Origin of the sequence: Fibrobacter sp. UWB2, assembly GCF_002210425.1 — a bacterium.
Classification (GTDB): domain Bacteria; phylum Fibrobacterota; class Fibrobacteria; order Fibrobacterales; family Fibrobacteraceae; genus Fibrobacter; species Fibrobacter elongatus.
In genome coordinates, this window is sequence record NZ_MWQK01000003.1 from 450,956 (window position 1) to 475,815 (window position 24,860).

A 24,860-nucleotide genomic window follows, 5' to 3' on the forward strand; every position below is an offset into this window, starting at 1 on the left:
CTTCACGATGACCGATTTTAAATGCTTTAGATCCTTCGACTTCGCTCAGGATGACACTGTCTTTTATGGATTCTCTTCCGCGTTACACTTGGTCGAGAAAGACGCTTTGCGTATGGTGTCCTTGGCATGGTGAATTAGATTGACTGCGTAGATTTTTTCTAGTAAAATTTTCCGCCAAGACGGCAAAAAGCATAAATAGATCTGATAAATGAAAATACCATAATGAAAACAAAAGGGGATATTTTTATCGCAAATCCAATAAAGAAGAATGGTATCCAAACTCTTTTTTTAACTATTGCCATTTCCAAGTTCAAGAAATCAAGTATCAACAAAATAGCAGCGACAAAATAGAGGACCGATGCAAAGCCGCTTAGAACGGATAAAAAATGTACTTTGCCATGGATAAAATCCATAATTCCAGATAACGAGAACAGGAGTAAAAGCAAAGAAGAGGTCAAGGATAAAAAACGGTTGATTAACGGGCTACTGATTTTCATAACACACCTTCTATTTTAGATTTTTCATGTCTTGCTTTTCAATCACAAAGCTCTTTGAAAAAGGATTATTTTCAACAATAAATCCACCTATAGGCTCCGGATCATAAAAGATTTTAACTGAATCAGCTGTTTCTTTTATCCAAAAACGGATAGGATGTGGTTCTTGCATACCCCAAACATAGTCTTCCTTATAAGTTAATATAGTTACATCTTCTCCATTCTTATTTACGCACTTCAGGTGGTGCGTTTCGTATATTCCATAGGAGTCAAAGACAAACAAATGCAAAAAGGGAACATCCAACGGATCCATTTCAGTATATAGCACATTTCCATTTATTCTACATGCACCAAAATAGTCGAGATATGATTTTTTATAAGGTGATTTACAAAAAATAGGATATCTATCTTTAATACGGTCTTCATGTCCACCTCCACAAACAAAATAATAACCAAGCAATAAGAAAGCGAAAAAGACTGTAATAAACGTTTTGATTTTTATTTCTTTTTTTGGAATGTTCTGTTCAAATGAATCTTTCTTTCTTTTCAAAAAAGCTTTTAAGTTTTGATTTAGCGACTCGAATTTGTTGCCTTTTTTTATAAAGGCTATTAATTTTTTTGTTAAAGAAAATAACAGATAGCATGCACCAAGACATAATACAGCTATAAGAACATACATTTGGACCTTAGCAACTTTTTCATCATTAATCATTTCCGGGCTTCTACACGCTCTATAGCTTTCACTAACAGCACCTTTTTTCCGATAATTTCGTATTTCTCCGTGTACGCACTGTTGTTTTTTATTGACAATAACAATCGTTACATTTGAATCATTTTTTTCTGAATTATCAGGCATGTAAAAAGGCACAAAGGCGATAGAATTATTAGTAAGAAAAATTTGTCTGCAATAAGAATCTTTATCTCTTAAGCAAAGTTTTTCAAGAGAATCAACATTATACATAGTGGTAAAATCTTCAATTTTGCCACCGGCGGAGTCTCTTGCTATATAATCGTAAAACGGCAGATATTTTTCCTCATACAATACGATTTTTCCAGTTGCATTTTTTGAGAGATGGTTACGAGCAAGCCATTCAGGGGAACGATTCTCACTATTCTTATTCGTTGAACAAGCTACAAATGAAAGCAGAATTACGCTACACAGAACAAACAATGAAAATTTTATACGCATTTTTATTCTTCCCAAAATTCACATCAATTTATTTATAAGATAAAATAAAAAAAGACCCGCTTGTGGCGGGCCTGATAGGTTTTTGGCGAGGCGTTTTCCGCGCGTTTATTTTATATCAAACTGCACTTTGGGTGCTGTACTTGCTCCAGCGTCAGCGGAGAAGAGGGCTTTCGGGGAGGCGCCTGCGAAACCTGCGACGAGGTTTGTCGGGAACTGGCGAATGGTGGTGTTGTAGGCCTGCACGGTTTCGTTGTAGCGCTTGCGTTCCACGGCGATGCGGTTTTCGGCACCTTCGAGCTGTACGCGGAGTTCCTGAAAGCTCTTGTTGCTCTTGAGATCCGGGTAGTTTTCGGAGACGGCCATGAGGCGCTGGAGGGCTCCGCTGAGGGTGCCTTGCATTTCCTGGAAGCGCTTGAGGGCCGCTTCGTCGTTCATGAGGCTTTCGTCGAGCTTGATGGTTCCGCCCATGCGGCTACGCATGTCCATGACTTCGGTGAGGGTGCTCTTTTCGAAGTTGGCTTCGCCTTGCACGGTACTGACGAGATTCGGGATGAGGTCAAAACGGCGCTGGTAGGTGTTTTCGACTTGAGCCCACTGGGTCTTGACGCCTTCTTCGAGGGCGATGATGTTGTTGTAAGTGCCGATGCCCTTCCCAACGATGATGAGCAGGATGACGACGACAACGATGACGGCGATTAAAGCTTTTTTCATGATTTCTCCGGTTTTTACGGTGTCAATATACAAATTTTGCGTTTATTCCTTGCGGCGGTAAATGTTCGCGAGTATCGCACCGGAAATGTTGTGCCATACGGAGAAAATTGCGCCGGGGACGGTCGCCATCGCAAGTGACGAAAATGCGGTGCCTGCAAGGCTTGTGGCAAGTCCGGAATTCTGCATGCCGATTTCGATGGAGAGCGCTTTGGTCTTGGAGGTGGAAAAGTGCAATAGCTTGCCGAGTCCAAATCCGCAGCCGTAACCGAGGAGGTTGTGGAGAATCACCACGGCAAAAACAATGGCGCCTGTCGAGATGATTTTTGCGGCATTGTGCGAGACGACGGCGGCTACGATCATCGCGATGGCAATTACGGAAACGAGCGGAAGCACTTTCACGGCGCGAGCGGTCCACTTGCCAAAAAACTTGTTGATGACGAACCCGAGCGCAATCGGGACAATCACGACTTTCACGATAGAAAGGAACATCGCCATCACGTCTACATTCACGGTCGTGCGGAGCAACAGGTAGGTAATTGCCGGTGTCAAAATCGGGGCAAGCAAGGTGTTTACGCTGGTCATGCCGACGGAAAGTGCGACATCGCCTTTCGAGAGGTAAGTGATGACATTGCTCGCGGTGCCGCCCGGGCAAGTACCCACGAGAACCACGCCTGCCATCAGCGCGGCATCGAGTCCGAAAGCTTTCGAAAGCAAAAACGCGAGCGCGGGCATCACGATAAACTGTGCTGCACAGCCGATGGTGATTTCTTTCGGTCGCGCAAATACGAGTGCAAAGTCGCTGAGTTTGAGCGTGAGACCCATGCCAAACATTACGACCATCAGGAGGTAATTCACCCAGGAAAGTTCAATCCAGAGTGTTGATTTGGGGACGAACAGCGAGAGCGCTGCAATCGCGAGCACGACAATTGCCATCCACTTGCCAACAAATTCGCTAATCTTTTCAAGAATACGCATTGGACTTCCCTACTCTACAATCAGAGATTTATCGTAGATGAATTCGACTTCTTTGGGGGTAATGCCGCCGGGAACGAGGTCGAGTTTGGAACGGTTCACTTTCATCGCGGCAGCGAACTGGTCACGCAATTCGCGGGTGACGGTGCATGTGCCGATGAGCTTGCGGAGCATTTCTGCAAATTCTTCAACGCTTTGCAATCCCAAAAGCGAGAGGATTTTTTCAACATCGGTTGGAACTTTCTTTTGGCAGATTTCGACGTAGGCGGCGAGGAAGTAGCCGACGGCGGGGCCGTGCGGCGTGCCTTTGCTGAGCGTGAGATCGTAACTCATGCCGTGCGGTACGGCGGTGCTTGTCATGGCGATGGACATGCCTGCGATTGTGGAGGTGTACATCAGTTTTTCGTACAAGCTTGCATCGACGGTCGCGACATCTAGTGCGGCATTTCCCGAGGCATTATTCGCGGCGGTATTGTTCGCAGCGACCGAGGCAATAAGCGCTTCCTTGCACTCTCCCCAGAGCTTGAGGCCGTATTCCGGACACATGCGGTTGAGTATGTTCGAGTGAACGTTCAAGATGCTTTCGACCATGTGCGCGAGCGCATCGACAGCGGTGTTTACAATCAGTTGCTTTTTGGCGGAGGCGAGATACTTTCCGTCAACGAGCGCAAGCACGGGGAAAATTCGGTGCGGGATGCTCTTCTTTAAATTGATTTTGTGGTTTGTAATGATGGCGACCGGCGTTGCTTCGGAGCCTGTTCCGCAAGTGGTCGGTACGGCGACAACGGGCGCGTGGCCTAGCGGTTTTGCAGGTGTTTTGTGCAGTTCATCTGCGATTACGCTTGGATTCACGAGGAGGATTGCCATGGCTTTGGCGGCATCGATAGCGGAACCTCCCCCAATGCCGATGATAAAATCAGCGCCGAAATCCCTTGCAATTTGTGCGCCCTTCCCTACCGTATCGGTAGACGGGTTTTCTTCGACTTCATCAAAAATCTGGTAGGCGACTCCCCCATTGTTCAAAACTTCGGTCACGTCATTTAGGGAGCCGTTTGCTTTGGCGGAGCTATGCCCGGTCACAATGAGTGCGCGCTTCCCAATGGCGAGCAATTCTTTCGCGTGGTTCTTCACGCAATCCTTTTCAACGTAAATGTCCGTAGGTACGTAAAATCGCATGATGTCTCCTTACAGCATCAGCCATTCTTTGTTGAACCACTGGTAAAGTCGTGCTTGTTCCGTGCGGTTCTTGATGAGCCACTGCGCAAATGTCGGGCGGTCAATCGGTTCGCAAAGGGAATAGATGAACGCTTCCACGAGACTTTCGCGGATAAGTCCCTGATAAAATCTTTGGATCGGGTCGTTGATTTCGTCGGTGAAGGCAACGAGTTTGATTGTTTTTTCGAGGATGTGGATCAGGAATTCCGTTTGCTGTGCGGAAGTGGAATCCGGGTCGTAAAGCTTGCGTTTGCCGAGTGTGTCCGTGACGAGCATGGTTTGGATGGCGAGCAGAAATTCGTTGTTGACGGTGGAATCGCTGTCGGTCTGCTTGATTTTGGGCGTGTTCATCTCGACTTTTTTGTCTTTCACGAAAACGAATGATTTTGTACGGCCGTAAAGTCTCGAAAGGTTGTCGCGGATGATTTCGGCTTTTTTGCTAATGAACGTGGAGTACATGGTGTACGCATAGAATTGCGGCCATTTGCCCATTTGACTTGCCAAGAATCCCATATAATAATGGCTACCTTCATGGACGCGCGAGTTATTGATGCTACGCTTGATCCAGGCGTAGGCGCTGTCTGCGTTGTTCATGCGCATGTACGTGATGCTTGCGTTGTACGGGATGTTGAACGAATTTGGCACTTTGGCAAATGCTTCACGGTAGACGGCGAGCGCGGAATCCGGCATGCCCTTGTCATCGTAAACGGTGCCGAGCAGACTGTAGAGATTTTCTTCGATGCCATCGGTTTTGAGCTTTGTTGCGGCTCTAGCGTAAGTGAGCGATTTGTCCAGGTCGCGCTTGGCATGGTACGTGAAAGCCATCTCGTATTTGACGAGTGCGCTTTTCGGATCCTTCTTCTCGGCTTCCTTGTACTTGGCGATGGCTTCATCGTATTGGCCTTGTTCGTGGAATTGCACGCCTTGATCGACGAGCTTTTTGACGGCTTCGGCTTTTGAGGTCTTGGTCGCTGCTTTAGAAGTTGCGTTTGGCGCAGCAAAAAGCGTGGCGGCGAGAGCAAAAATGAGGGCAATGGATTTTTTCATGATAAATTAGTTCTTGAGAAGGGCGCTATAGAAGTTACGGACATCATCCCAGCGGTAGTACGGGGCGGCGGGGCATTTGTCCGCAGCCTTGCATTCGATAGGTAACGTCTGTTCAATTTCATTGTACAAAATCTTGACGAGGATAGGCTTGTTGTTTGATTTGTAGAAGACTATCTGCAAGTTTGCCGCCATTGGGATGATTCTAAAGTCGTTCCACTGTTCGTGCAATTTGGAGAGGTCCGAAACCTTGGCGTTTGCGACGGGCAACTGCATGAGGGCTGTGAGCGGGAGGAGTGTGGCATCGTGGCCAAAGCGGAGCGTGGCTGCAATCGGCGCTTGGGCTGCGCGCGCATTTATCGATGTATCAATGGCAATCGCTTCGTCGGCTTCTTCCAAAATGTTCTGGAGCGTGGGCTTTGCAAAGTTGAGGCCATCGGGGCGGTTGATGAGCGGGCTTGTACCTTCGAGGCTATACCACCAGGCGTTTTGCGCTTTCCAACGTGCAATTTTTTCTTCAGTTGTGAACAAGTTTACAAAAGTATCGGCGGGCACTTTGGCGGCTTGGGCAATTTCGTCGAGGAGCGGTTTATCCATCCCCTGGAGCGATGTCGCAATTTCAAAGAAATGGTTGTAGAACCCGTTGGTGTCTACGTTATTTGCAACGTATTTGTAGTCATTGAATAGCTTTTCTAGGAACGATTGCGGATTCACGTTTTTCCAGAGCTTGTCGCTTTCGTCCGTGTACGTCTTGACTTTGGAATAGTCGAGCTTGCCCCAGTCAAAGGCGCTGATGAACTTCATATAGCTTTTGCCGGAGATGAGTTCGGAATGGATTTTCGGATTCAGCGAACGGAGTTCCCCGATGAATGCGGCCATGCTCACGATGCAGCGGCCGCTCGTGCTCGCATATGACCTGACATACGGCGTGACCTTTTTTCCGCCGACGTTCCAGTCCTTGAAAACGTCCCCAAAATTCTTGGACATGCGGTTTGCAATCCCTTCGTGCTGCTTGACGCCCACTTGCGTGAGGTCTCCTTTGCGCGGGGCTGCCTTGTCTACGAGGACTTTTGTGTAGGCGAGTGTCTGTTTGCCAAGTTCGGTGAGTTTTTGGGCGGAATCTGCCTTGGCGAGTGTTTCAAAAAGGTAGGTGTACTCTTCGGCGCTGTGGTGGTAGCGGCTGCCGTGACGCCCATAATGGCTGATATAGAACGGCTTGTAGCCGGCGGGTGCCTTGGTATATTTAATATTTACGGGTTCCGGGTACACTAAATAGCCGCTAGAAGTAAATTCGGGGTGCTTTGCGAGTTCTTCGTCGCTAACTTGCGCGTTCACGGGTGCAGTGAGGAAAAATCCCGTCGCGAGTATAAAAATGCCCTTGGCAAAATCCAACTTTTTCATGTCCCCAATATAATATATTGGTGTTGGGGTGCGAGTAAACTAAATCGTCAAAGCCTGTAATCCCCGTAAAAACGCACTTTAAAGGGGCTTTTCAATATGAAACGAAAATATATTTGGCACATCTTTTGCTACTTTTAACCACGTTTAATTTTTAATCAAGGACAACCATGAGCATTGTAGATACAGTACTCCATAAGATTTTTGGTACACCTCATGAACGTAAGGTGAAACAGCTCCGCCCGGTGATTGCAAAGATTCACGAAGCCTGCAAGGCTCTCGCAACGCTTGATGACGCGGAACTTGCTGCAAAGAGCGCTGAATTCCGTGAAAAGCTGAATAATGGAGCTACCCTCGACGATATCAAGGTTGATGCCTTTGCCGTTTGCCGCGAAGCTTGCGACCGCCGTCTCGGTATCTTCAACATCTTCAAGCCGGAATTTGGCTTTGACTTTAGCCGCCTCGGCCCGGAACTTCAGGAAGCTGTGAACAAGGCCAAGGCTGAACTCGAAAGCGGAAAGAACGAATGGGAAGTCTACCTCCCGGCTGCCCTCTACGCCAAGGTTCGCGAACTCTATCCGGATTCCGTGAAGCCGTTCCGCATGTTGCCTTTCGACGTGCAGATGATCGGTGGCCTCGTGCTCCACGAAGGTGCCATCGCCGAAATGGCAACCGGTGAAGGTAAGACGCTTGCCGCTGCTCTCCCGGTTTACTTGAACGGTCTTTCTGGCCACGGCGTGCATGTGGTGACGGTGAACGATTACCTCGCTGGCCGTGACGCTAAGCAGATGGGCATGGTCTATAAGTTCCTCGGTCTTACGGTCGGTCTCATTGTGAATGGCCTCAATCCGGAACAGCGCCGCGAAAGCTACAACTCCGACGTGACTTACGGTACCAACAACGAATTCGGTTTCGACTACCTCCGCGACAACATGGCCGTGGAACCGAACCAGCTCGTGCAGCGCGAACTCAACTTCTGTATCGTTGACGAAGTCGACTCCATCTTGATCGACGAAGCCCGTACGCCGCTCATCATCAGTGGTCCGGCCGAAGACGCTACTGAAAAGTACGCCAAGGCAAACGAAATTTCGAAGCAGCTCGTCAAGAACAAGGACTTCTCTGTCGACGAAAAGGACAAGAACATCCAGTTTACCGAAAAGGGCGTGCTCCACATCCAGGACTTGATGCACATTACGAACCTCTATGGCGAACATGCCGACTGGGTTCACTTCCTCGATAACGCTCTCCGCGCCTGGTACCTCTTTGAAAAGGATGTCGACTACATCGTTCGTGACGGCGAAATCATCATCGTCGACGAAAACACGGGCCGCTTGATGGAAGGCCGCCGCTATTCCAATGGTATCCACCAGGCTATCGAAGCCAAGGAAGGCGTGCAGATCCGTCGCGAAAACCAGACGCTTGCAACGATTACGTTCCAGAACTACTTCCGTATGTACAAGAAGCTCTCCGGTATGACCGGTACGGCTGAAACCGAAGCAACGGAATTCATCAAGATTTACAACATGAACACGTGGGTCATTCCGACGAACAAGCCGTGCATCCGTAAGGACTTGCAGGACCTCGTTTATAAGTCCGAAGATGCCAAGTGGCGCGCCATTGTTGCAGAAATCAAGGAACGCCATGCAAAGGGCCAGCCGCTCCTCGTGGGTACGGCATCCATTGAAAAGTCCGAAATCCTCCACGGCATGCTCGAAAAGGAAGGCATCCCGCACGAAGTCTTGAACGCCAAGAACCATGGCCGCGAAGCTGAAATCATCCAGTACGCAGGTCACAAGGACAAGGTGACGATTGCAACGAACATGGCTGGTCGTGGTACTGACATTGCTCTTGGACCGGGAGTGACTGAACTCGGCGGTTTGCATGTGCTCGGTACGGAACGCCATGAATCTCGCCGTATCGACAACCAGTTGCGCGGTCGTTCCGGCCGTCAGGGTGACCCGGGTTCTAGCCAGTACTTCCTCTCCCTCGATGATAACCTGATGCGTATCTTCGGTGGCGACAACGTCAAGAACCTCATGAACCGTTTTGGCGTGGGCGAAGACGAAGTGATTACCCATCCGATCGTTTCCCGCTCCATCCGTGGTGCTCAGCGCCGCGTCGAAAGCCAGAGCTTCGATATCCGTAAGCACTTGCTCGACTACGATAACGTGATGAACGAACAGCGCAAGGTGATTTACGGGCTTCGCCGCCGCATCTTGAACGGTGAAGATATCCGTGACGAAATCATGAACCGCATCGAAGACGCTTGCGATATCAAGGTTTCCAACTACATTCCAGAAAAGAGCTATGCGGAACAGTGGAACCTCGAAGGCTTGCACGAAGACCTGCAGCGCACGCTCGGCATGGAATACAACCTCTCGCTTGAAGATGCTGTCTCGAAGACGCCGGAACAGGTGCTCGATGAAATCATCGACCTCTGCAAGGTTCGTTACGACAAGCTCACGAAGATTATTCCGGATGCCGACTTCCGCAATATCGAACGCCGCTTCCTCCTCATGACGATTGACCAGGTGTGGAAGGAACACTTGTATGCTATGGACCAGCTGAAGGATGCTATCCGCTTCCACGGATACGCCCAGAAGGATCCGCTGATGGTCTACAAGAACGACGGCTTCAAGATGTTCGAAAGCTGCATGGAAAAGATTGCAACGCTTACGGCTCTCCGCATTTTGAACATTCGCATCACGCTCCCGAACGGTGTGACGGTCTCTCCGGACCAGCTCCAGCTCAAGAGCCAGGAACAGATTGATGCCGAACGTAAGGCTGCTGAAGAAGCCGCCGCTGCCGCAGGTAACGCTGGCGAAGTCAATGCTTCCGAATCCGCTGATGCACAGCCGTCTCAGGAATCTGCTGAACAGCTGAGTGCCGAAGGCGCAAAGGCCGCAGGTCTTGCCGGTCAGGCAGCTTCGTCCGAGACGAACGCCCTTTCTGAAGATCAGCAGGCTCAGCCGATGCCGCAGAGCGCACTCCCGGGCACTCGCCCGAATCGTGCTGCCGCTAACGCCGCCCTTGCTGCCGCTGTGAAGCGTGCCCAGCAGCAGGCTGGTGCAAAGCTTGGTCGTAATGACCTTTGCTGGTGCGGTTCTGGCCTCAAGTACAAGAAGTGCCACGGCAAGGACGTCGAATAATTCGACCAAGAATCGCGAGCACTCTCGCACAAAACGTAATTGAAAAATCCTCGGCTTCCCCGCCGAGGATTTTTTATTTATGTTGTCATGCCCGACTTGGTCGGGCATCTCCTTTTTAAAGCGTGCGGACCACCCAAAAATTTTTGCATATTTGTTCTTATGAAAACTGCGAAGAAATTTTTCAGCCTCGAAGGCATTGACGGTTCCGGAAAGTCTACACAAATCGACATGCTCGTCCGCGTGCTAGAATCCGAAGGCCACAAGGTCGTGAGGCTGCGTGAACCCGGCGGCGCCAAAATTTCCGAACGCATTCGCGAACTCTTGCTCGACCCCGCTTTCAAGGGCATCATGGCAGATGATACCGAACTTTTGCTGTACAATGCCGCCCGCGCCCAGGTGATTCACGAAATCATCCAACCTGCACTCGATGCCGGCAACATCGTCATCGCCGACCGTTTTGCGTGGAGCACATTTGCTTACCAAGGTTATGCCCGCGGGCTCGGTGCTGATAAAGTCCAGCGCCTCACGGAACTCACTTGTGGCGGTTGCTTCCCAGAACTCACTGTAGTTCTCGACTTGACCGTCGAATCAAGCCGCAAGCGCATGGCTATTCGCGGTGGCGCCCCTGACCGCCTCGAAAGCGAAAAGGCTGAATTCTTCGAGCGCGTCCGCGAAGGCTACCTCGCTGCAGGTCGCGATTACAGCGATTGCGTGAGCGTCGTCGATGCTGACCGCACTCCCGACGAAGTCCATCAAGATGTCCTTTCACTTATTAAAGCGAAACTGAAATGATCTTTTTCTTCATACTCATCTTCGGCGTATTCTTCCTGTTCTTTAATGTCAGGATGGTAGCGCCTGGAATCAAGGGAAGCATCATTGCCGGTATCTCGGTAATCCTCCTCCCCATCTGCTTTTTATTTAGAACAAGTTATTTTGCTTCGCTTGGCATGTCCTTCTTTGCTGTCTGGCTTGCCGAAGCGCTCTTCCTTTATATCCTCTGGTGGATTATCCGTGGTATCCGCCGCGCTATCGTCAAGAAACCTCTCGACCGCCGTGTTGAAATTTCTGTAGCGAAGCTTTTGCTCTTTGTCTCCGTGCTACTCACGGTCATTTTCCGCATTGCAGGCGCTGGCGCAAACGAGAACTTCCATGTTCGCGAGTTCAAGATTGCCGTCCCGACCGAAAAGGAATTTACGGCAGTCTTCTTTAGCGACCTCCACATCGACCCGCTTTTCAAACGTGAAAAGATGGAACGCATCGTTCATGTGAGCGATAGCCTCCACCCAGACTTGGTGCTGTTTGGCGGTGACTTTTCGGATGTCGTGGATTCGACACTCTCTGCCTGGGAATACGACTTCCTGGTGCAAAAGCTTGCCGCAACCGCGAAGATGGCAGCTATTGCCATCGACGGGAATCACGAAGGGTTCCTCGAACGCGAAGGCAGTGACTTTAAAAAGTGGATGCAGGATAACGGCTTTGTCGTGCTTGAAGATTCTACCGTCTGCACGCCATTTGCCTGCATTACCGGCCGTGTAGACCATAGCGTTGCCAAGATGCGCGAAGTCGAACGCAAACCGCTTTTTGACTTGCGCCCTACAGCCGAAGAATCTAAACTCCCCTGGCTCCTCCTTGACCACCAGCCGCGTGGCATCGAAGAAGACCATCCCGGCCGTCGTCCCGACTTTGCCATGTCCGGTCACACGCACAATGGCCAGTTCTTCCCGGGGACGCTCATTATCGACTGGGTCTGGCACCTTGCTTACGGTCTTGGCGAACTAGATCAGGTCAAGTGGCTCGTCTCTAGCGGTGTCGATTCCTGGGGCCCACCGGTACGTATCGGTAGCGATACCGAGCTCTTGTTCCTCCGTTTTGTACCCGACCGGCTGTAATGACAGTCAGTGTCAAAATACATTAACTATATTTTAGGGAACTATGACTCTTTGCTTAGAAACGGATCAGTTGGAAACCGTACAGAGAATACTTGGCCTCCATTTTGAGGGCTTTGAAGTTTGGGCGTACGGCACGCGTGTCACGGGCGTAGATTTGACCCCGGATACGGATTTGGAATTGGTTGTCATCTCGGATTCCCCTATATCTCTTGATGACATGACTTCGGTGGAAAAGGCTTTTGTCGAAAGCGGTCTTCCGTTCCGTGTTGATATTGTCGACTGGTCCAAGCTTCCCGAATCTCTTCAAAAGCAAATCAAGAAAGAACATTTTGTCATTCAGGAGGCTGCCGACAGCTTCCAGTAAGACCGGCGAGGTTTGAATATGAATCGCTTGTTTCCCCTATTTTTAGCCGCAGTCCTCTCTACCTCTGTTTTTGCACAGGACGATGTCGAAAAGGTAAAGTCCGTGGTCAAGAGCGGCCGCTGCTCGGATGCAATCGCTCCGTTGCAAAAGATCTATAGCTCTTCCTTCCGTAAGATCGAAGGCGAGAAGGCCGCTGTCATGCTTGCAGAGTGCTACCTCCGCACCGACAAGAAGGATGCCGCTTACGATGTGGCTTCACGCTTCTTGGAATACCATGTGAAGTCTGCTTACCGTGAACGTATGGAACTTGCCCGTGCCGTTATCGATGTCGAGAAGGGCTCCGTGTTCGACGGCGTCGAAGCAATGCTCCGCGTGCTTTCCTATTCGACCAACCCGGCAGCAAGAGCTCGCGCCAAGGATGTCGCAATCCAGACTTTGGCGGCCTCCCTCCTTACCGCAGACCAGCTCCAGTCCCTCCTTGAAAAGTATCCTGTCGACCGTGAAGTCATGGGCTGGATGCAGCTCCAGATCGGCCGTGAATGCCAGAACGCCAAGCGCTACCGCGCTGCCAGGTACTGGTACAAGAAGGTCCTCAAGAGCACATCTTCCGAGAATTTGCAGAAGACCGCCAAGAAGGGCATCAGCGCTCTTGAAGGCTTAGGTGCCGGACTTCCGACGGTGCTCGTGCTCGCTCCGCTCTCTGGTGACTTCGCTGAATTCGGTGCCGCCGCTGTGCAGGGTTCGCTCCTCGCTTACGAACAGGCAAACCTCAAGGGCAAGGTGAACATCATCTTCCAGGACACGCACGCCGATGCGGCTATCGCTCTCATGCGTACGCAGCGTGCCGTAAACCAGGATAGCATCATCGCTATTATCGGCCCTATCATGAGTGCTCCGGCTACGGCCGTGGCCGCCTGGCTTGGCAGTAACTTCCAGCATGTGCCGATGCTTACTCCGACTGCAACGGATGCCGGTATCGCAAAGATTGGCCCGAACATTTTCCAGGTGAACCTCACCATGGACATCCTTGCCCAGACGATTGCGGACTTTGCCATCAAGTGCCTCGACATCCGCGAATTTGGCGTGATGAGCCCGCTCGGTGACTTCGGTACGGCCATGTCCGAAAGCTTTACCAAGGCTGTTGAACGTCGTGGTGGTGCTGTTGTCGGCTTCCGCAACTACGAAGAAGGCCGCCCGGATTACAAGACCGAATTCAACCTCATGCGCGATGTCCGCTTCAATCAGGAAAACCGCCGTCGCAATATCGCTCATGGCGCAAGCGACCTCAATGCCGTGAACGCTAGGGACCGTAAGCTTTACCTCGCTGATTCGACTTCCAATTTCCCGGGCCTCTTTATCCCGGCTACAAACCCGGCAGATGCAGGTGCCATGGTGAGCCAGGCCGCATTCAACAAGGTCTCCGGTACGTATCTCGGAACATCTGGCTGGTACGGTCGTGAACTTCTGATCCAGGGCAAGCGCCTTGTCGAAGGTTCTTACTTCAGCGTTCCGGGTCTCGATGTGAACAAAGGAAATGTCGCCTACACGAACTTCGTGAAGGACTTTACCGCCCGTTGGGGTGTTGAACCGGGTGAAGACAAGGTAAGCGGTCTCAGCTACGATGCCGCAAACATCATCTTTACGGCGTTCTCCGCGGTTTCGGGTAAGGACGACGACATGACGCATTACATCAATGCGACTAAGGACTTCAAGGGCATTTACGGCGATATCAAGTTCCGTCGCGGTGCCAATGCCAACACGAAGATCGTGACGGTGAACAAGGGCAAGTTCGAATTTGTGACGACATGCGAACGTCAGGACAAGGCTAAAGAAGCCGCCAAGCCCAATAAAAAGAAGTAACTAAGCATGTCACCCCGGACTCCGTTCCGGGGCCGCCATACACACTCGCCATTACATTTTGATGGCATTTAAAAAGGAACCCTGCGGCGTTGCCGTAGGGTCCTTTTTCTAGGAGGAAAACCGGTAAATCCGGAATTGAGAGAGAAAAACTAGCAGTTCGCCGCGATGCATGCCGCCACGAAGTCTGCCGATTCGCCCTGCTGGTAGTAAGCGTAAAGATTCGAATCGTCCATGATGTCCTCGAGGTTGATGCTTGTGGAGGTCAGCTCGTCTTTGATCCGGGCCTTGAAGGCCTGGAATCCTGTGTGGAGCAGGTAGTAGAGTGCCGCGGTTTGTGTCTTTTGGAACATCTTCATGGTGGCCTCCATCGAAAAGAGTTGTTGTGGCGCCTGTTGGACTTTTTTGTAAATGACCTTCTGACAACCACTTAGCTTTGCTTTTCTTAATATAATGTTGATAAGATGTTTATTTCCTATTAACATCTATTGTATTTATACATTTTTTTGAGCCAATAAACAAGCTTTGCCTTATTCCAAAATGGAAGATGGGCGTGACGCCCGAAAGTTTCTAAATTACAGACAATGCTAAAGAGATTCATCGCACCGCTTTTAATGGTCGCCGGCATTTCCGTTGCCGACGAACCTTCTTTTGCACTTTCCTCAGCTCAAAACGAACTTGCCGAGAAGATTACGCAAAAGACGATGGAACTCAACTACGTCGAGGCATTCAACCTGGCCCGCAAGCTCCGCCTTGAAAACGACGGCGTGGGCTGCGTGTTCCAGAACATCATCCGCGTGAGCATGTACGACGACAAGGGTGACACCACGTCGCTCAAGGTCGCCGCCAAGAATCTCGAAACCTGCAAGACCGAAGGCCTTTGGGATGCACTCCGCAATTTCGAGATAGGCTACGTGCTTACCGAGACGGGCCATTCCGTCAAGGGCGCCATGCAGACGCGCTCGGCTGCGAACCAGTTCGAAGATGCCAAGGATTACGAGTCCAAGGCCTTCTATGCGATTTACGCCTACTACGTCGACAATAGCTTTGGCTGGCTCCCGTTCAAGTCGGACAATCGCGAAGCGTACCTCAAGATTCTCGATTCCGGCTCTCTGCGTTCGGCTAGGTTCTGGCCGCTGTTCCTGACACCGCTCATCTGGATGCATTACGACCGCAAGGACTACAAGACGGGACTTTCGCTTGCTGAACGTGGACTCAAGAAGGCTCCGAACCATCCGGTGATGCTCCAGATTAAGGCCGATATGCTTTACAGGCTCGAGCGTTACGGCGAAGCCGCCGCCATTTATGAGAAGAGCGCTGCCGACTACCTGGAACGCACGGGCAAGTCCATTCGCTACTGGTGCTCTGTATTGAATCTCATCCGCATCTACCACGATGCCGGCGACGACACCAAGTCCCAAGAACAGCGCGAAAAGCTCAACGACCCAGATTACCAGAAACTCAAGAAGTGGATGCCCGGCTCGCTTATCGACGACCTCACCGACCGCAAGCTGATCTAGTTTTTAGCCGCAAAAAATAAAGACCATTGACCAATGACTATTGGCCAGTTCTTATTGTTTACAAAAATTATCAAAAATTTTGTGGGCCATTCTCGACAAAAAAGCGTGTTAATAGAGTAGAAGCCGTTAACATATCAGGAGGTTTTTTATGTCGAGCAAATTGTCCATATTACGGGTCGGATTCTTTTTAGACGGTTATACGCTTAAAAAGGTCAACGAATACTATCTCAAGTACCATAGGTATCATGCCCGCCTGGATTTCAAGGCGCTCAAGGGCTGGGTGCGCGATTACTCCATGAAGCTCTTGGGGCGCGAAGGCTGCCCGGTCGAGGTGGATGCCCATTACTATCATCCGTACGTAAGGCACATTGATAGGGTGGAGCCGTCGTTTGGCGATGGGCAGGACCGCCTTGAAAAGCAGCTTGCTCTCGCGGGGTTCGAGGTGCACTACAATCTGGCTGCCGATATCGATAGGAGCGGCCCGAATATGCAGCTTATCGAAGACGCCTATCTTTGCGCCTACTACCACAAGATTGATGTCCTTGTGCTGTTGAGCACGCAGGGCCATTTTTCGACTCTGCCCGAACGCCTCAAGCGCGAGGGTGTCCCTATGCTCTTGCTGGGCTGGAATTTCGAGTATTTGAGGGGCGATACCCCGATTTACTGGAAGACGGACCCTTGCCTGCGCGAACAGAGCGGCTACTATGTTGCGATGGAGGAGGTGGCCGAAAAGTATCCGCCTACGCGTTCTGCCGAAAGGAATTTGTTCATGCTGCCGTACAACCCGCAGCCTACGGACTCGAACATTTGGCGGACCTATCTGCAGAAGGTGATGGCCTCGCTAGACGAGCCCCGTTTCAAGGAAAAGCCACGCTTCGGAAAAAACGGGTACAAAAAAAGCCCCGCGTTGGCGAGGCTCGGTTAGCTTAAGTCTGGTTAAATCTTGTCCAGCTGCTTCTTTTCCCAAGGGCTCAAGAATGTCCAGCCGAGGCGGAGGCCAATGAACCAGGTATCGCCATCGTTGTCGGTGTTGAAGATGGTGGTATCGAGGTTCGTGCCTTCGACGTTGAGCTCGTTGTAGCGCACAGCGCGGTAGCCACCGTAGAGACCGATGGAGAACTGTTCAAACTGGAGACGTGCTTCGAGTTCGACGTTGAACGTGGCTGCCATGGTGCTGTAGTAACGGTCGCGCATGATGGCTTCTTCGTCGCTCGATTCTTTTGTGACAACGTAATTAGACGTGAAGTGTATGTTCATCATGTTGAATCCGATACCCACGGCCGGGATCAAGTTAAAGAACGCGTCTTCGCCAAGCGTCTTCCAGCCGAACATCCAGTCGACACCGTAGCTGAACCAGCGGGCATCGTAGAGGGGGAATTCAGACGTGAATCCGGTAGGAGTGCCGGTAGAATCTACAGCGTATGCGGTAACTGTGGATTTCGGTCGTTCAGAAATCTGCGTGATAGCAAAGTTGATATCGAACCAGGTCATGAACTGCTTGTACTGCGCACCGATATTGAAATGGATGCCGGGATAGTACTTGTTGAACTTGCTGTACTTTGCGTAACCGTAATAAACGGACGTGTCCGTGCTGTATTTGTGCTTCAGAGCGCCGCTTGCAAAGGGTACCGTGTTCACGTAATCCTGGAATGCGGGGAACATGCCGCGGAAATCTCCGCCAAGAGAAATAAAGCCGCGGATGTGTTCTTTGTCGTAAAATCCTTCTTCGGCTGCAGATGTATTGGTGGCAAATGCAAGAATGCTAAACACCGCGGCCAGGCATAAAGAGGCTATTTTTGTCTTCATAAAGGCTCTCTCCTAATAGGGACTCTCAAAAAGAGACATTAAATCAAACAATAAAATACATTATCTTCTGGTATTGTGCATGAAAATTTACGATAGAATGTTGAAAATCAATAAATTAAGACCGTTTTGTCATTCGTTCCGAGGGGCGCGGTTTAGTTTTTTTGCTTTTACGTGGATTTGCATTGTCTTGATTGTCACCATGACGGGTTGCCGTGACGAGTCGAACGGTACGCAAGGGAATTTGCCAAAAGCACAGGTGATGAAGTGTAGCGAGCCGGTCCAGTTTGAACCGGTCGTAAGCGACTATTTTTCGATAGGCAAGCTCTGCTGTACCGATGTCGCAGTCGTGCGTTCCGTGGTCGGCAAGGATACGCTAGTCCATAAGTATGTGATGATGGATTCTGCATCTGCCGCTCTCGGGACGGATCTACAGCGTCGCGGATTCCCGGAAGACTGGCGCTCGGCGGTGGTGTTGCGTGTTCCGCTGAACCGTGTGGCGGCACTCTCAACTTCGCAGGTGGGGTATATGCTTAGGCTCGGGCTTCGCGACAAGATTGTCGGTGTCTCGGACGGGCAGTACATCGTGGATAGCGTTCTGTACGAACGTGCAAAGGATAAGTCTGTGGCAAGTATCGGTTACGATGCGGGCGCCTTGGAAAAGCTGATGGCGCTGAATCTGGACTTGGTGCTCGACTTTACTACAGGCGGTGATTACGATAACTACGAACAAATTGCAAGGACGAATCTCCCGTTGATGCTCACGTCGGAATGGCAGGAGAATACTCCGCTTGCAAAACTCGAATGGATTAAGTTGTACGGAATCCTGTTTGGCATTCGCGCTCAAGCCGATTCTATTTTTGAACAAGAGAAGAATAAATACGAAACGTTAAAAGCGTTGATTGCTTCTACAGATTCCCTCTCGTCTCTCGTTTCTCGTCATTCGTCTGAACATTGCCCTCGCGTTCTCGCCGGCATGTCTTACGGCGGTGTGTGGCACGCCTCTGGCGGCAAAAGCTTTACGGCGAACCTGGTCCGCGATGCGGGTGGCTGCTATGTGTGGGCTTCCGATACTTCCCGCGAACTCACGTTCTCGTTTGAGGAAGTCTATGCGCTTGCCGATAGCGTCGATGTCTGGGTCAATCCGTCCATGTTTGCAACGGCAGATGAAATCCTTGCCCTTGAACCTCGCGTAAAAAACATCAAGGCGTTCAGGGAGAAGAAGGTTTTCCAGAATGACGGGCTCAAGGGCCCCGGGGCAGGCAACGATTTTTACGAAGGAGCCATCACCCGGCCGGCGGAACTCCTGTGGAATCTTACAAAATGCATAAAAGGCTCCGTTCCGGGGGTAAATTCGATTGATACCAGTTACAAATGGTACAGAAATATCTATAATTTTTAGCGTATGATGTCACACACAGGTATTGGAGATTGGATTTCTGCTCAGTATGACCTCGGTGTACCGTTCTTGCAACAGGTGCCCAGGGAATATGCGGACTTTCTGCTTTTAAATGCACAGATCCGCGAATACGACGCTGGCGAAATCATCCTCCAGGGCGAAGTCGAAGGCGACTCCTTCTGCGTTTTGCAGAGTGGACGTGTTATCATTTGCGGTCAGATTTTGCCCGATGGCCATTACAGTGCGCTTGCGACTTTGGAAAGCGGCTCCTGCTTTGGCGAAATGTCTATCCTGTGTAACGAACCTACTGCCAATACGATTATTGCCGCCGAAGACGGCTGCACGGTGCTTCACATTCCGAAGGCGGAATTCCTGAAGTTCCTCGACAAGAATCCGAGTGCCTTGCTTTACCTCTACAAGGTGATAGCGGATCGTCTCCGTGCAAAAAACCAGGCGCTTGACGAATTCGAACGCCTGTCGCTTTTGGCTTCGGCGAAGGTTCTTCCGTTTATTGATTTTGCGCAGACAATGGAAAAGAGCCGCATTACCGGGACGGTCATTTTCGAATGCTCCGGTGAATCGGGCTTTATCGCTTTCCAGGACGGCCGAATCTGCTGTGCCAAGTGTGGCAAGCTTGCAGGTCCGGATGCACTCGAAAAATTGCTTTCCTGGGGTGACGAGACATTGTTCAAGCTGGATACGCACGTGATGCCCGATGTCGTAAACATCAACCAGATGTCGGATACCACAAGCCTCATCCTTGATGCGCTCAGAAATATTGATGAAAAACAAAGTGCCCGTAAATAGGGCCAAATCGCTGCCCGCTCGTAGGGCAAAGGAAAAAAGATGAATTACGCAGACGCAGGAGTTTCCTTGGCACGTGCCGACGAGGCAATGGTCGGTGTCAAGAAGTCCGTACGTACCACTTTCAACCAGGGCGTTCTCGGCGACGTGGGCAACTTCGGTGGCCTGTTCACGCTGAACCACCTCGGCATGAAGGACCCTGTCCTCGTGAGCTCCGTCGACGGCGTGGGCACCAAGCTCAAGGTCGATATCGAAATGGGCACGCACGAACTGCCGGGCCAGGACATCGTGAACCACTGCTGTGACGATATCCTCGTTCAGGGCGCACGTCCGCTGTTCTTCCTCGACTACGTGGCTACGGGCCGCTTGGAACCGGGTGTCATGGACAAGCTCGTTGCCGGTATGGCCAAGGCCTGCCGCGAAAACGACCTCGTCTTGATCGGTGGCGAAACTGCTGAAATGCCGGGCTTCTACGGTCCGGGTGACTACGATATCTCCGGTACGATCGTGGGTGTCGTGGAACGCGAAAATATCATTGACGGTAAGAAAATCAAGCCGGGTACGATCATCCTCGGTCTCCCGTCCACGGGTCTCCATACAAACGGCTATTCTCTTGCTCGTAAGGTTCTCTTTGACGTGGCTGGCTACAAGGTCGACACGGTCGTGGACGGCATGGACAAGTCCATCGGCGAAGCTCTTGCCACTCCGCACCGCAGCTACTACCCGAGCCTCATCGACCTCTGCAACAAGAAGAAGATTCAGGGCCTTGCTCACATCACGGGTTCGGGCTACCAGGGCAACATCCCGCGTATCCTCCCGGACAACGTCGACGTGATTATCGACCGCACCACGTGGGATCCTCCGATGATCTTCAAGCTCATCCAGCAGGCAGGCTCTGTCGAAAAGGACGAAATGTACTCCACGTTCAACATGGGCATGGGCATGCTCATCTTCATCGACCCGGCTGACAAGGCTGAAGTCGTTGCTCACCTCGAAGCTAAGGGTGAAAAGTGGACGCAGATCGGTGAAGTCGTCGCCGGCACCAAGCAGGTGAAGTTCCGCGACTAATTGCTCCTTCGTCGCAATTAGTAGTTAATAGTTTTAAGTTACTAGTTACTAGATCTCATTATGGAATTTTCTAGTAACTCTTAACTACTAACTAGTAACTCAAAAAAAAGGCTTGCACGCAAGTGCGGCCTTTTTTTTGTTCCAACTCACATATAAGCTTTCAAAAAACTTTTTTTCGTGCCTTTTAAGGGAATAAAATTTAATTTTAAAAGAGGTGTAAAAAGGAAAATTATGAAAAAACTTTTACTGAGCTCTTTAATTGCCGCAGGTGCTTTTTCAATGTTCAGCGCCTGCTCTGATGATTCTTCCTCAGTGCCGAGTGGCCCGGTTCAATCTTCAGACGTCTGCTCCACTATGGCGCTCTCTCAGGGCGGCTGGCTTCTCAATGTGGGGAACAACTCTTATTGGTTTATTGGAGAAAATGCTGTTGTAACGGATACCCAGAACAATCCCGTTGGTCTTTGGGATGGTCTTGGCAATATTTTTGATGCGAATGGCATTCCTCTCATGACTGGAATTAGCCTTCATGTCTTGCAGCGCTGCGAAGCGAACCTTGTTCCGGGTGGTGCTAGCAGCTCTAGTGGCACTACTACGAAACCGGTTTCTAGCTCGTCCACTAATTCGGGTTTAGGTGGCGGTTCTGATCAGTCTTCGAGCTCTGCTGTTGGCCCGAAAACGGGTTCCAGCTCCAGTGTTAATCCGGCTCAGTCTAGTTCGTCTGTATATCCGACGTCTAGCGCAACTCCGACTTCTTCTGCTGTTGAAAGCTCCAGCAGCAATGGGCCTGTCAAGACTGTTGGCAATCCCGAAGAAGACATTAAGTTGTACCCTGTGCCAACGCTCAAGAATATTCTTGGCAATGGCACTAGTGGCTGGAATACCCGCTATTGGGACGCCTGTAAGCCTCACTGTTCCCAGACGAGTACCGATGGCGAGGAAGGCAAGCCTAAAATTACTTCTCAGGAAGTTTATGAGGCAAGCCACTACACGGCCCGCGTTTGCAATATTAACGATATTGAAATCCCCACCTTTACCTATAGTAAGGGCTTGGAACGTTACTGGGTAGGTATCCAGAATACCCCGAATGCATGTCAGGAAGCGGATCCTGCATCGGGCGGTGGCTTCACCTGTACCGATATGGCTCCTGTGGCTGTAAATGACACCTTGGCCTACGCCTTCGTTGCCGGCAGCGATGCGACAACCTCATGCGGCAAGTGCTTCCATTTGCAGTATGATGGTTCCTTCCATGATGCTAGTGCAAGCAATGGAGCCAAGGAAACACACAAGGCTCTTAAGGGCAAGCATATTATTGTCATGGCATCCAATATCGGTCATGATGTGAAGCCTGGCCAGTTCGACCTCATGGTACCGGGCGGTGGTCCGGGTATCTTCAATGCTTTGCAGCTTCAGATTACCAAGCCCGGCATTGAATGGGGGGCTACTTATGGCGGCTTCTTGACATACTGCCAGAACGGAGAAAAGTGTGGTTATGATGGAACGCTGGATTGCTACCAGACTTGCGTTAAGGAAATGTGCGACGCTGCCTTTGGTGACTCCAAGTATCCGAACTTGCTCCGTGGTTGTCACTGGTTTGCCGATTGGTTTATGGCAGCCGACAATCCGACCTACCAGTGGGAAGAGGTGGATTGCCCGCAGTACTTGATCGACAAGTACTCTACGACCATCAGCACTTCCATTGAAACCAAGATTTTGTTCCAGTCCGACTGGTCCAAATACTCGGGTGGCGACTTTATCACGACGGATGCATGCAGCAATACTCCCAATGCTCAGGGCGAATACTGCGACCCCGAACAGTTGGCTGCTGACAAGGCGAAGACTTACTAGTCCTGTGTAAAGACAAATTAATTAGAATATGTCGTCCCGGAAGTTACACTTTCGGGCGTTTTTTTACTTGACTTCGCTCCTCCAAAAAGTTAATTTAAGTTTACAGAAATATGTCAAACAGGAGAGGAGCTATGAAAATCAGCCTGTATTTGGCCGCACTGTTGTGCGGTGTTTGTGCTTTTGCAGCAGATGGTGTTCGCTACAAAGATCGCCTGTTTGAGACTAGTTTGCCGACGACGGTAACTGTTGCCGAAAACGTCCCGTTTTTGGATAAGTCGTACTACAGTGAATTGACATCGTTGATGGATATGTTTGGAGTCCGTCCGATGTTTTACATGTACAGCGAGGAAGGTGTAAGTTACAAGTCGCTAGAGATGGATATCTATGAGCCCGAGGACGACGATGCCGAAAATAGGGCCATGGTGCTAGTTTGTCATGGCGGCGCCTTTGTGGCGGGGACCAAGACTTCTTTTGACCAGAAAGCTGTTGCCTATGTGGACTCTCTTGCGGCGCGCGGTTTTGTGACGGCGTCGCTGGAATATCGTTTGGGTGTTTTGATGTCGAGCAAGTTACAGACTTTTGTCATTGACAGCGTTGATTTTGCTCGTACCGTTTATAAAAGCGCTCAGGATGTGAATGCCGCTATCCGTTATTTGAGGGCGAATGCAAAGGCTCTCCGTATCGATACGAATAAAATATATATACTCGGAAATAGCGCCGGTGGCTTGCTTGGCCTTGAAAACATCTATGCGTTGGACGAAAAGGATTTTCCGAGTTATTTGTATGAGGGGGCGCAGTATATCAAGACATTTTCGGACGAACAAAGTAAGTATGTCTATGACACTATTCCGTTGGGTGGCCTCGACAGGTATGGTCCTAAGGGAGTAGGCGGTGTTGCAAACGGTGTGGTATCGCTTTGGGGTGCTATTCACGATGCTTCGTTACTCAAGAATAGCAAGGTTCCTGTGTTCCTAGCGCATGGTGATTCCGATTATGTGATACCTTATAAGGTAGGCTATGCAATGACCGAGGCCGATAAAATGATACGGGACAATGTTCCGAGCAAGTATAGTTCCGTTGTAAACGTTATGCATTTTGATGTTCACACGCCGACACTTTACGGAAGCTATTACATTGATTCCGTCTTGACTAAGAATAAAGTTTATCATGAATTCTACAATCCCGTGGGTTACGGGTTGAAGCATGAGTTTTACGATGCAACGCGTACAGGTGAAGATGGTAATAAAATCATCTTTGCGGATTCTGTCAAAAATAAAGCCTTCGACTTTTTGTACAGGCTTGCAATAGGGAAGATTAGTGAGACGAGTGAACTTGCGATTCCGCGCCCTGCAATTGCTAAGGCTAAATCTTCGAAGATTGCGATGGGGGATGGAAACCTGAGCTTTACGGTTGTCCGTGGGAAGAGTGTCGCATACGCCATGTTTGACCTGAAGGGAAAACGTGTGCTTTCGGGCCGTGCGTCCTTGGGTGAGACTGTCGTGCTCTCTAGAGCAAATAACGGCGTTTACTACTTGCGTGTCCAGGGCGAAACTCCCCGCCGGATTGTCATTCGCAAGTAGACCATTTTAGTCATTTTTACGTGTCATCCTGGAGCGTAGCGACGGGATCCAGGGCTGTTCCGTTCACTTTGTCACCCCGGATTTATTCCGTGGGCGTTTTTTTACACCATCCCGACCTGTCATGCCCGCCTTCGGGCGGGCATCTCCTTTTCCTCGCAAAAGATTCCTGTTTACAGAATGTGAATAATCTGTCGTGCCGCGGCGTACATCCCGTTTTTTTCGAAAAAAGTGAAAAAAAGTGAATTTTTTTCACTTTTACCCCTTGCAAAGATATCTGAAAATTCTATAATTGGCGCCGTTCCTGAGAGACGAGGCCGAAACCGAGTCACGAAGGAAAAAGCGAAAGCCCGCGAGACTTTCGGGAAGATTGAAGGAATCGGAGATGTGCTTAGTGACGGCCCAAGAAAATTTCTTGGAAGTCAATTAATCAAGAGGCGAGAGTCGCGACCAAGCTTGCTTGGACATGACCGAGCCGAAGATTTAAGCGATACTTTAAGTATCGCCATTTACGAAAAACAGGACAGACTATTTTAAAAATCAATGAAGAGTTTGATCCTGG

The 24,860-nt window shown here is 50.2% G+C and carries 22 protein-coding genes; 13 read left to right on the top strand and 9 right to left on the bottom strand.

What is annotated here, in order from left to right; genetic code table 11:
* Positions 1-158 precede the first annotated feature (158 nt).
* The 7 genes from B7982_RS08100 to B7982_RS08130 form a co-directional block, all read right to left on the bottom strand.
* Positions 159-497: a hypothetical protein gene (locus B7982_RS08100; RefSeq protein WP_088660284.1), complete on the bottom strand. Its 339-nt coding sequence runs from the start codon at positions 495-497 to the stop codon at positions 159-161.
* Positions 498-507: 10 nt separating this feature from the next.
* Complete coding sequence (locus B7982_RS08105) at positions 508-1,683, bottom strand: hypothetical protein (RefSeq protein ID WP_144065937.1); 1,176 nt, start codon at positions 1,681-1,683, stop codon at positions 508-510.
* 105 nt (positions 1,684-1,788) lie between these two features.
* Positions 1,789-2,394 carry a LemA family protein gene (locus B7982_RS08110; protein WP_088660324.1) on the bottom strand — a complete coding sequence of 202 codons (606 nt, stop codon included), beginning with the start codon at positions 2,392-2,394 and terminating at the stop codon, positions 1,789-1,791.
* 42 nt (positions 2,395-2,436) lie between these two features.
* Entirely contained in the window at positions 2,437-3,369 is a 933-nt protein-coding gene (locus tag B7982_RS08115; RefSeq protein WP_088660286.1) for a bile acid:sodium symporter family protein, read from the bottom strand.
* A gap of 9 nt (positions 3,370-3,378) precedes the next feature.
* On the bottom strand, positions 3,379-4,542 hold the full coding sequence (locus B7982_RS08120; protein WP_088660287.1) for an iron-containing alcohol dehydrogenase family protein: 1,164 nt from the start codon (positions 4,540-4,542) through the stop codon (positions 3,379-3,381).
* Between the two features lie 9 nt (positions 4,543-4,551).
* A complete protein-coding gene (locus tag B7982_RS08125) occupies positions 4,552-5,628 on the bottom strand; it encodes a tetratricopeptide repeat protein (RefSeq protein ID WP_088660288.1) in 1,077 nt (358 codons plus the stop codon).
* A gap of 6 nt (positions 5,629-5,634) precedes the next feature.
* A complete protein-coding gene (locus B7982_RS08130) occupies positions 5,635-7,026 on the bottom strand; it encodes a histidine-type phosphatase (protein WP_088660289.1) in 1,392 nt (463 codons plus the stop codon).
* Positions 7,027-7,193: 167 nt separating this feature from the next.
* Between B7982_RS08130 and secA the strand changes: the two genes are divergently transcribed.
* The 5 genes from secA to B7982_RS08155 all read left to right on the top strand — a co-directional run bounded on the left by secA (position 7,194) and on the right by B7982_RS08155 (position 14,285).
* A complete protein-coding gene (gene secA / locus B7982_RS08135) occupies positions 7,194-10,172 on the top strand; it encodes a preprotein translocase subunit SecA (RefSeq protein ID WP_088660290.1) in 2,979 nt (992 codons plus the stop codon).
* A gap of 159 nt (positions 10,173-10,331) precedes the next feature.
* A complete protein-coding gene (tmk, locus tag B7982_RS08140; RefSeq protein WP_088660291.1) occupies positions 10,332-10,964 on the top strand; it encodes a dTMP kinase in 633 nt (210 codons plus the stop codon).
* Positions 10,961-12,061, top strand: coding sequence for a metallophosphoesterase (locus tag B7982_RS08145; RefSeq protein WP_088660292.1), 1,101 nt, complete (start codon positions 10,961-10,963; stop codon positions 12,059-12,061). The genes tmk and B7982_RS08145 overlap by 4 nt, the downstream gene beginning before the upstream one ends.
* 43 nt (positions 12,062-12,104) lie before the next feature.
* Positions 12,105-12,425: a nucleotidyltransferase domain-containing protein gene (locus B7982_RS08150; protein WP_088660293.1), complete on the top strand. Its 321-nt coding sequence runs from the start codon at positions 12,105-12,107 to the stop codon at positions 12,423-12,425.
* Between the two features lie 18 nt (positions 12,426-12,443).
* A complete protein-coding gene (locus tag B7982_RS08155) occupies positions 12,444-14,285 on the top strand; it encodes a penicillin-binding protein activator (RefSeq protein ID WP_088660325.1) in 1,842 nt (613 codons plus the stop codon).
* A gap of 149 nt (positions 14,286-14,434) precedes the next feature.
* Here the strand turns inward: B7982_RS08155 and B7982_RS08160 are convergent, their stop codons facing one another.
* Positions 14,435-14,641, bottom strand: coding sequence for a hypothetical protein (locus tag B7982_RS08160; RefSeq protein WP_233138437.1), 207 nt, complete (start codon positions 14,639-14,641; stop codon positions 14,435-14,437).
* A 225-nt stretch (positions 14,642-14,866) separates the two neighbouring features.
* Between B7982_RS08160 and B7982_RS08165 the strand changes: the two genes are divergently transcribed.
* Positions 14,867-15,802, top strand: a complete 936-nt coding sequence (locus B7982_RS08165; protein ID WP_233138438.1) for a M48 family metallopeptidase — start codon at positions 14,867-14,869, stop codon at positions 15,800-15,802.
* Between the two features lie 148 nt (positions 15,803-15,950).
* Complete coding sequence (locus B7982_RS08170; RefSeq protein WP_088660294.1) at positions 15,951-16,727, top strand: NYN domain-containing protein; 777 nt, start codon at positions 15,951-15,953, stop codon at positions 16,725-16,727.
* An 11-nt stretch (positions 16,728-16,738) separates the two neighbouring features.
* On the opposite strand, the gene B7982_RS08175 is transcribed toward B7982_RS08170, so the two are convergent.
* Positions 16,739-17,608 carry a hypothetical protein gene (locus tag B7982_RS08175; protein ID WP_088660295.1) on the bottom strand — a complete coding sequence of 290 codons (870 nt, stop codon included), beginning with the start codon at positions 17,606-17,608 and terminating at the stop codon, positions 16,739-16,741.
* 199 nt (positions 17,609-17,807) lie between these two features.
* On the opposite strand from B7982_RS08175, the gene B7982_RS08180 reads away from it, so the two are divergent.
* From B7982_RS08180 to B7982_RS14910, 6 genes are all read left to right on the top strand, one after another.
* The gene (locus tag B7982_RS08180; RefSeq protein WP_233138439.1) at positions 17,808-19,007 is read left to right on the top strand and encodes an ABC transporter substrate-binding protein; all 1,200 of its coding nucleotides are present in this window, start codon (positions 17,808-17,810) and stop codon (positions 19,005-19,007) included.
* 3 nt (positions 19,008-19,010) lie between these two features.
* Positions 19,011-19,811 carry a cyclic nucleotide-binding domain-containing protein gene (locus B7982_RS08185; protein WP_088660297.1) on the top strand — a complete coding sequence of 267 codons (801 nt, stop codon included), beginning with the start codon at positions 19,011-19,013 and terminating at the stop codon, positions 19,809-19,811.
* Positions 19,812-19,850: 39 nt separating this feature from the next.
* Positions 19,851-20,876, top strand: coding sequence for a phosphoribosylformylglycinamidine cyclo-ligase (gene purM / locus B7982_RS08190; protein ID WP_088660298.1), 1,026 nt, complete (start codon positions 19,851-19,853; stop codon positions 20,874-20,876).
* A gap of 231 nt (positions 20,877-21,107) precedes the next feature.
* Complete coding sequence (locus tag B7982_RS08195; RefSeq protein WP_233138440.1) at positions 21,108-22,721, top strand: glycosyl hydrolase family 5; 1,614 nt, start codon at positions 21,108-21,110, stop codon at positions 22,719-22,721.
* Positions 22,722-22,852: 131 nt separating this feature from the next.
* Positions 22,853-24,301 (top strand): carboxylesterase family protein, encoded by a 1,449-nt coding sequence (locus B7982_RS08200; protein ID WP_158212985.1) that lies wholly within the window; start codon positions 22,853-22,855, stop codon positions 24,299-24,301.
* 228 nt (positions 24,302-24,529) lie between these two features.
* A complete protein-coding gene (locus B7982_RS14910) occupies positions 24,530-24,835 on the top strand; it encodes a hypothetical protein (protein ID WP_088660300.1) in 306 nt (101 codons plus the stop codon).
* Positions 24,836-24,860: the final 25 nt, after the last annotated feature.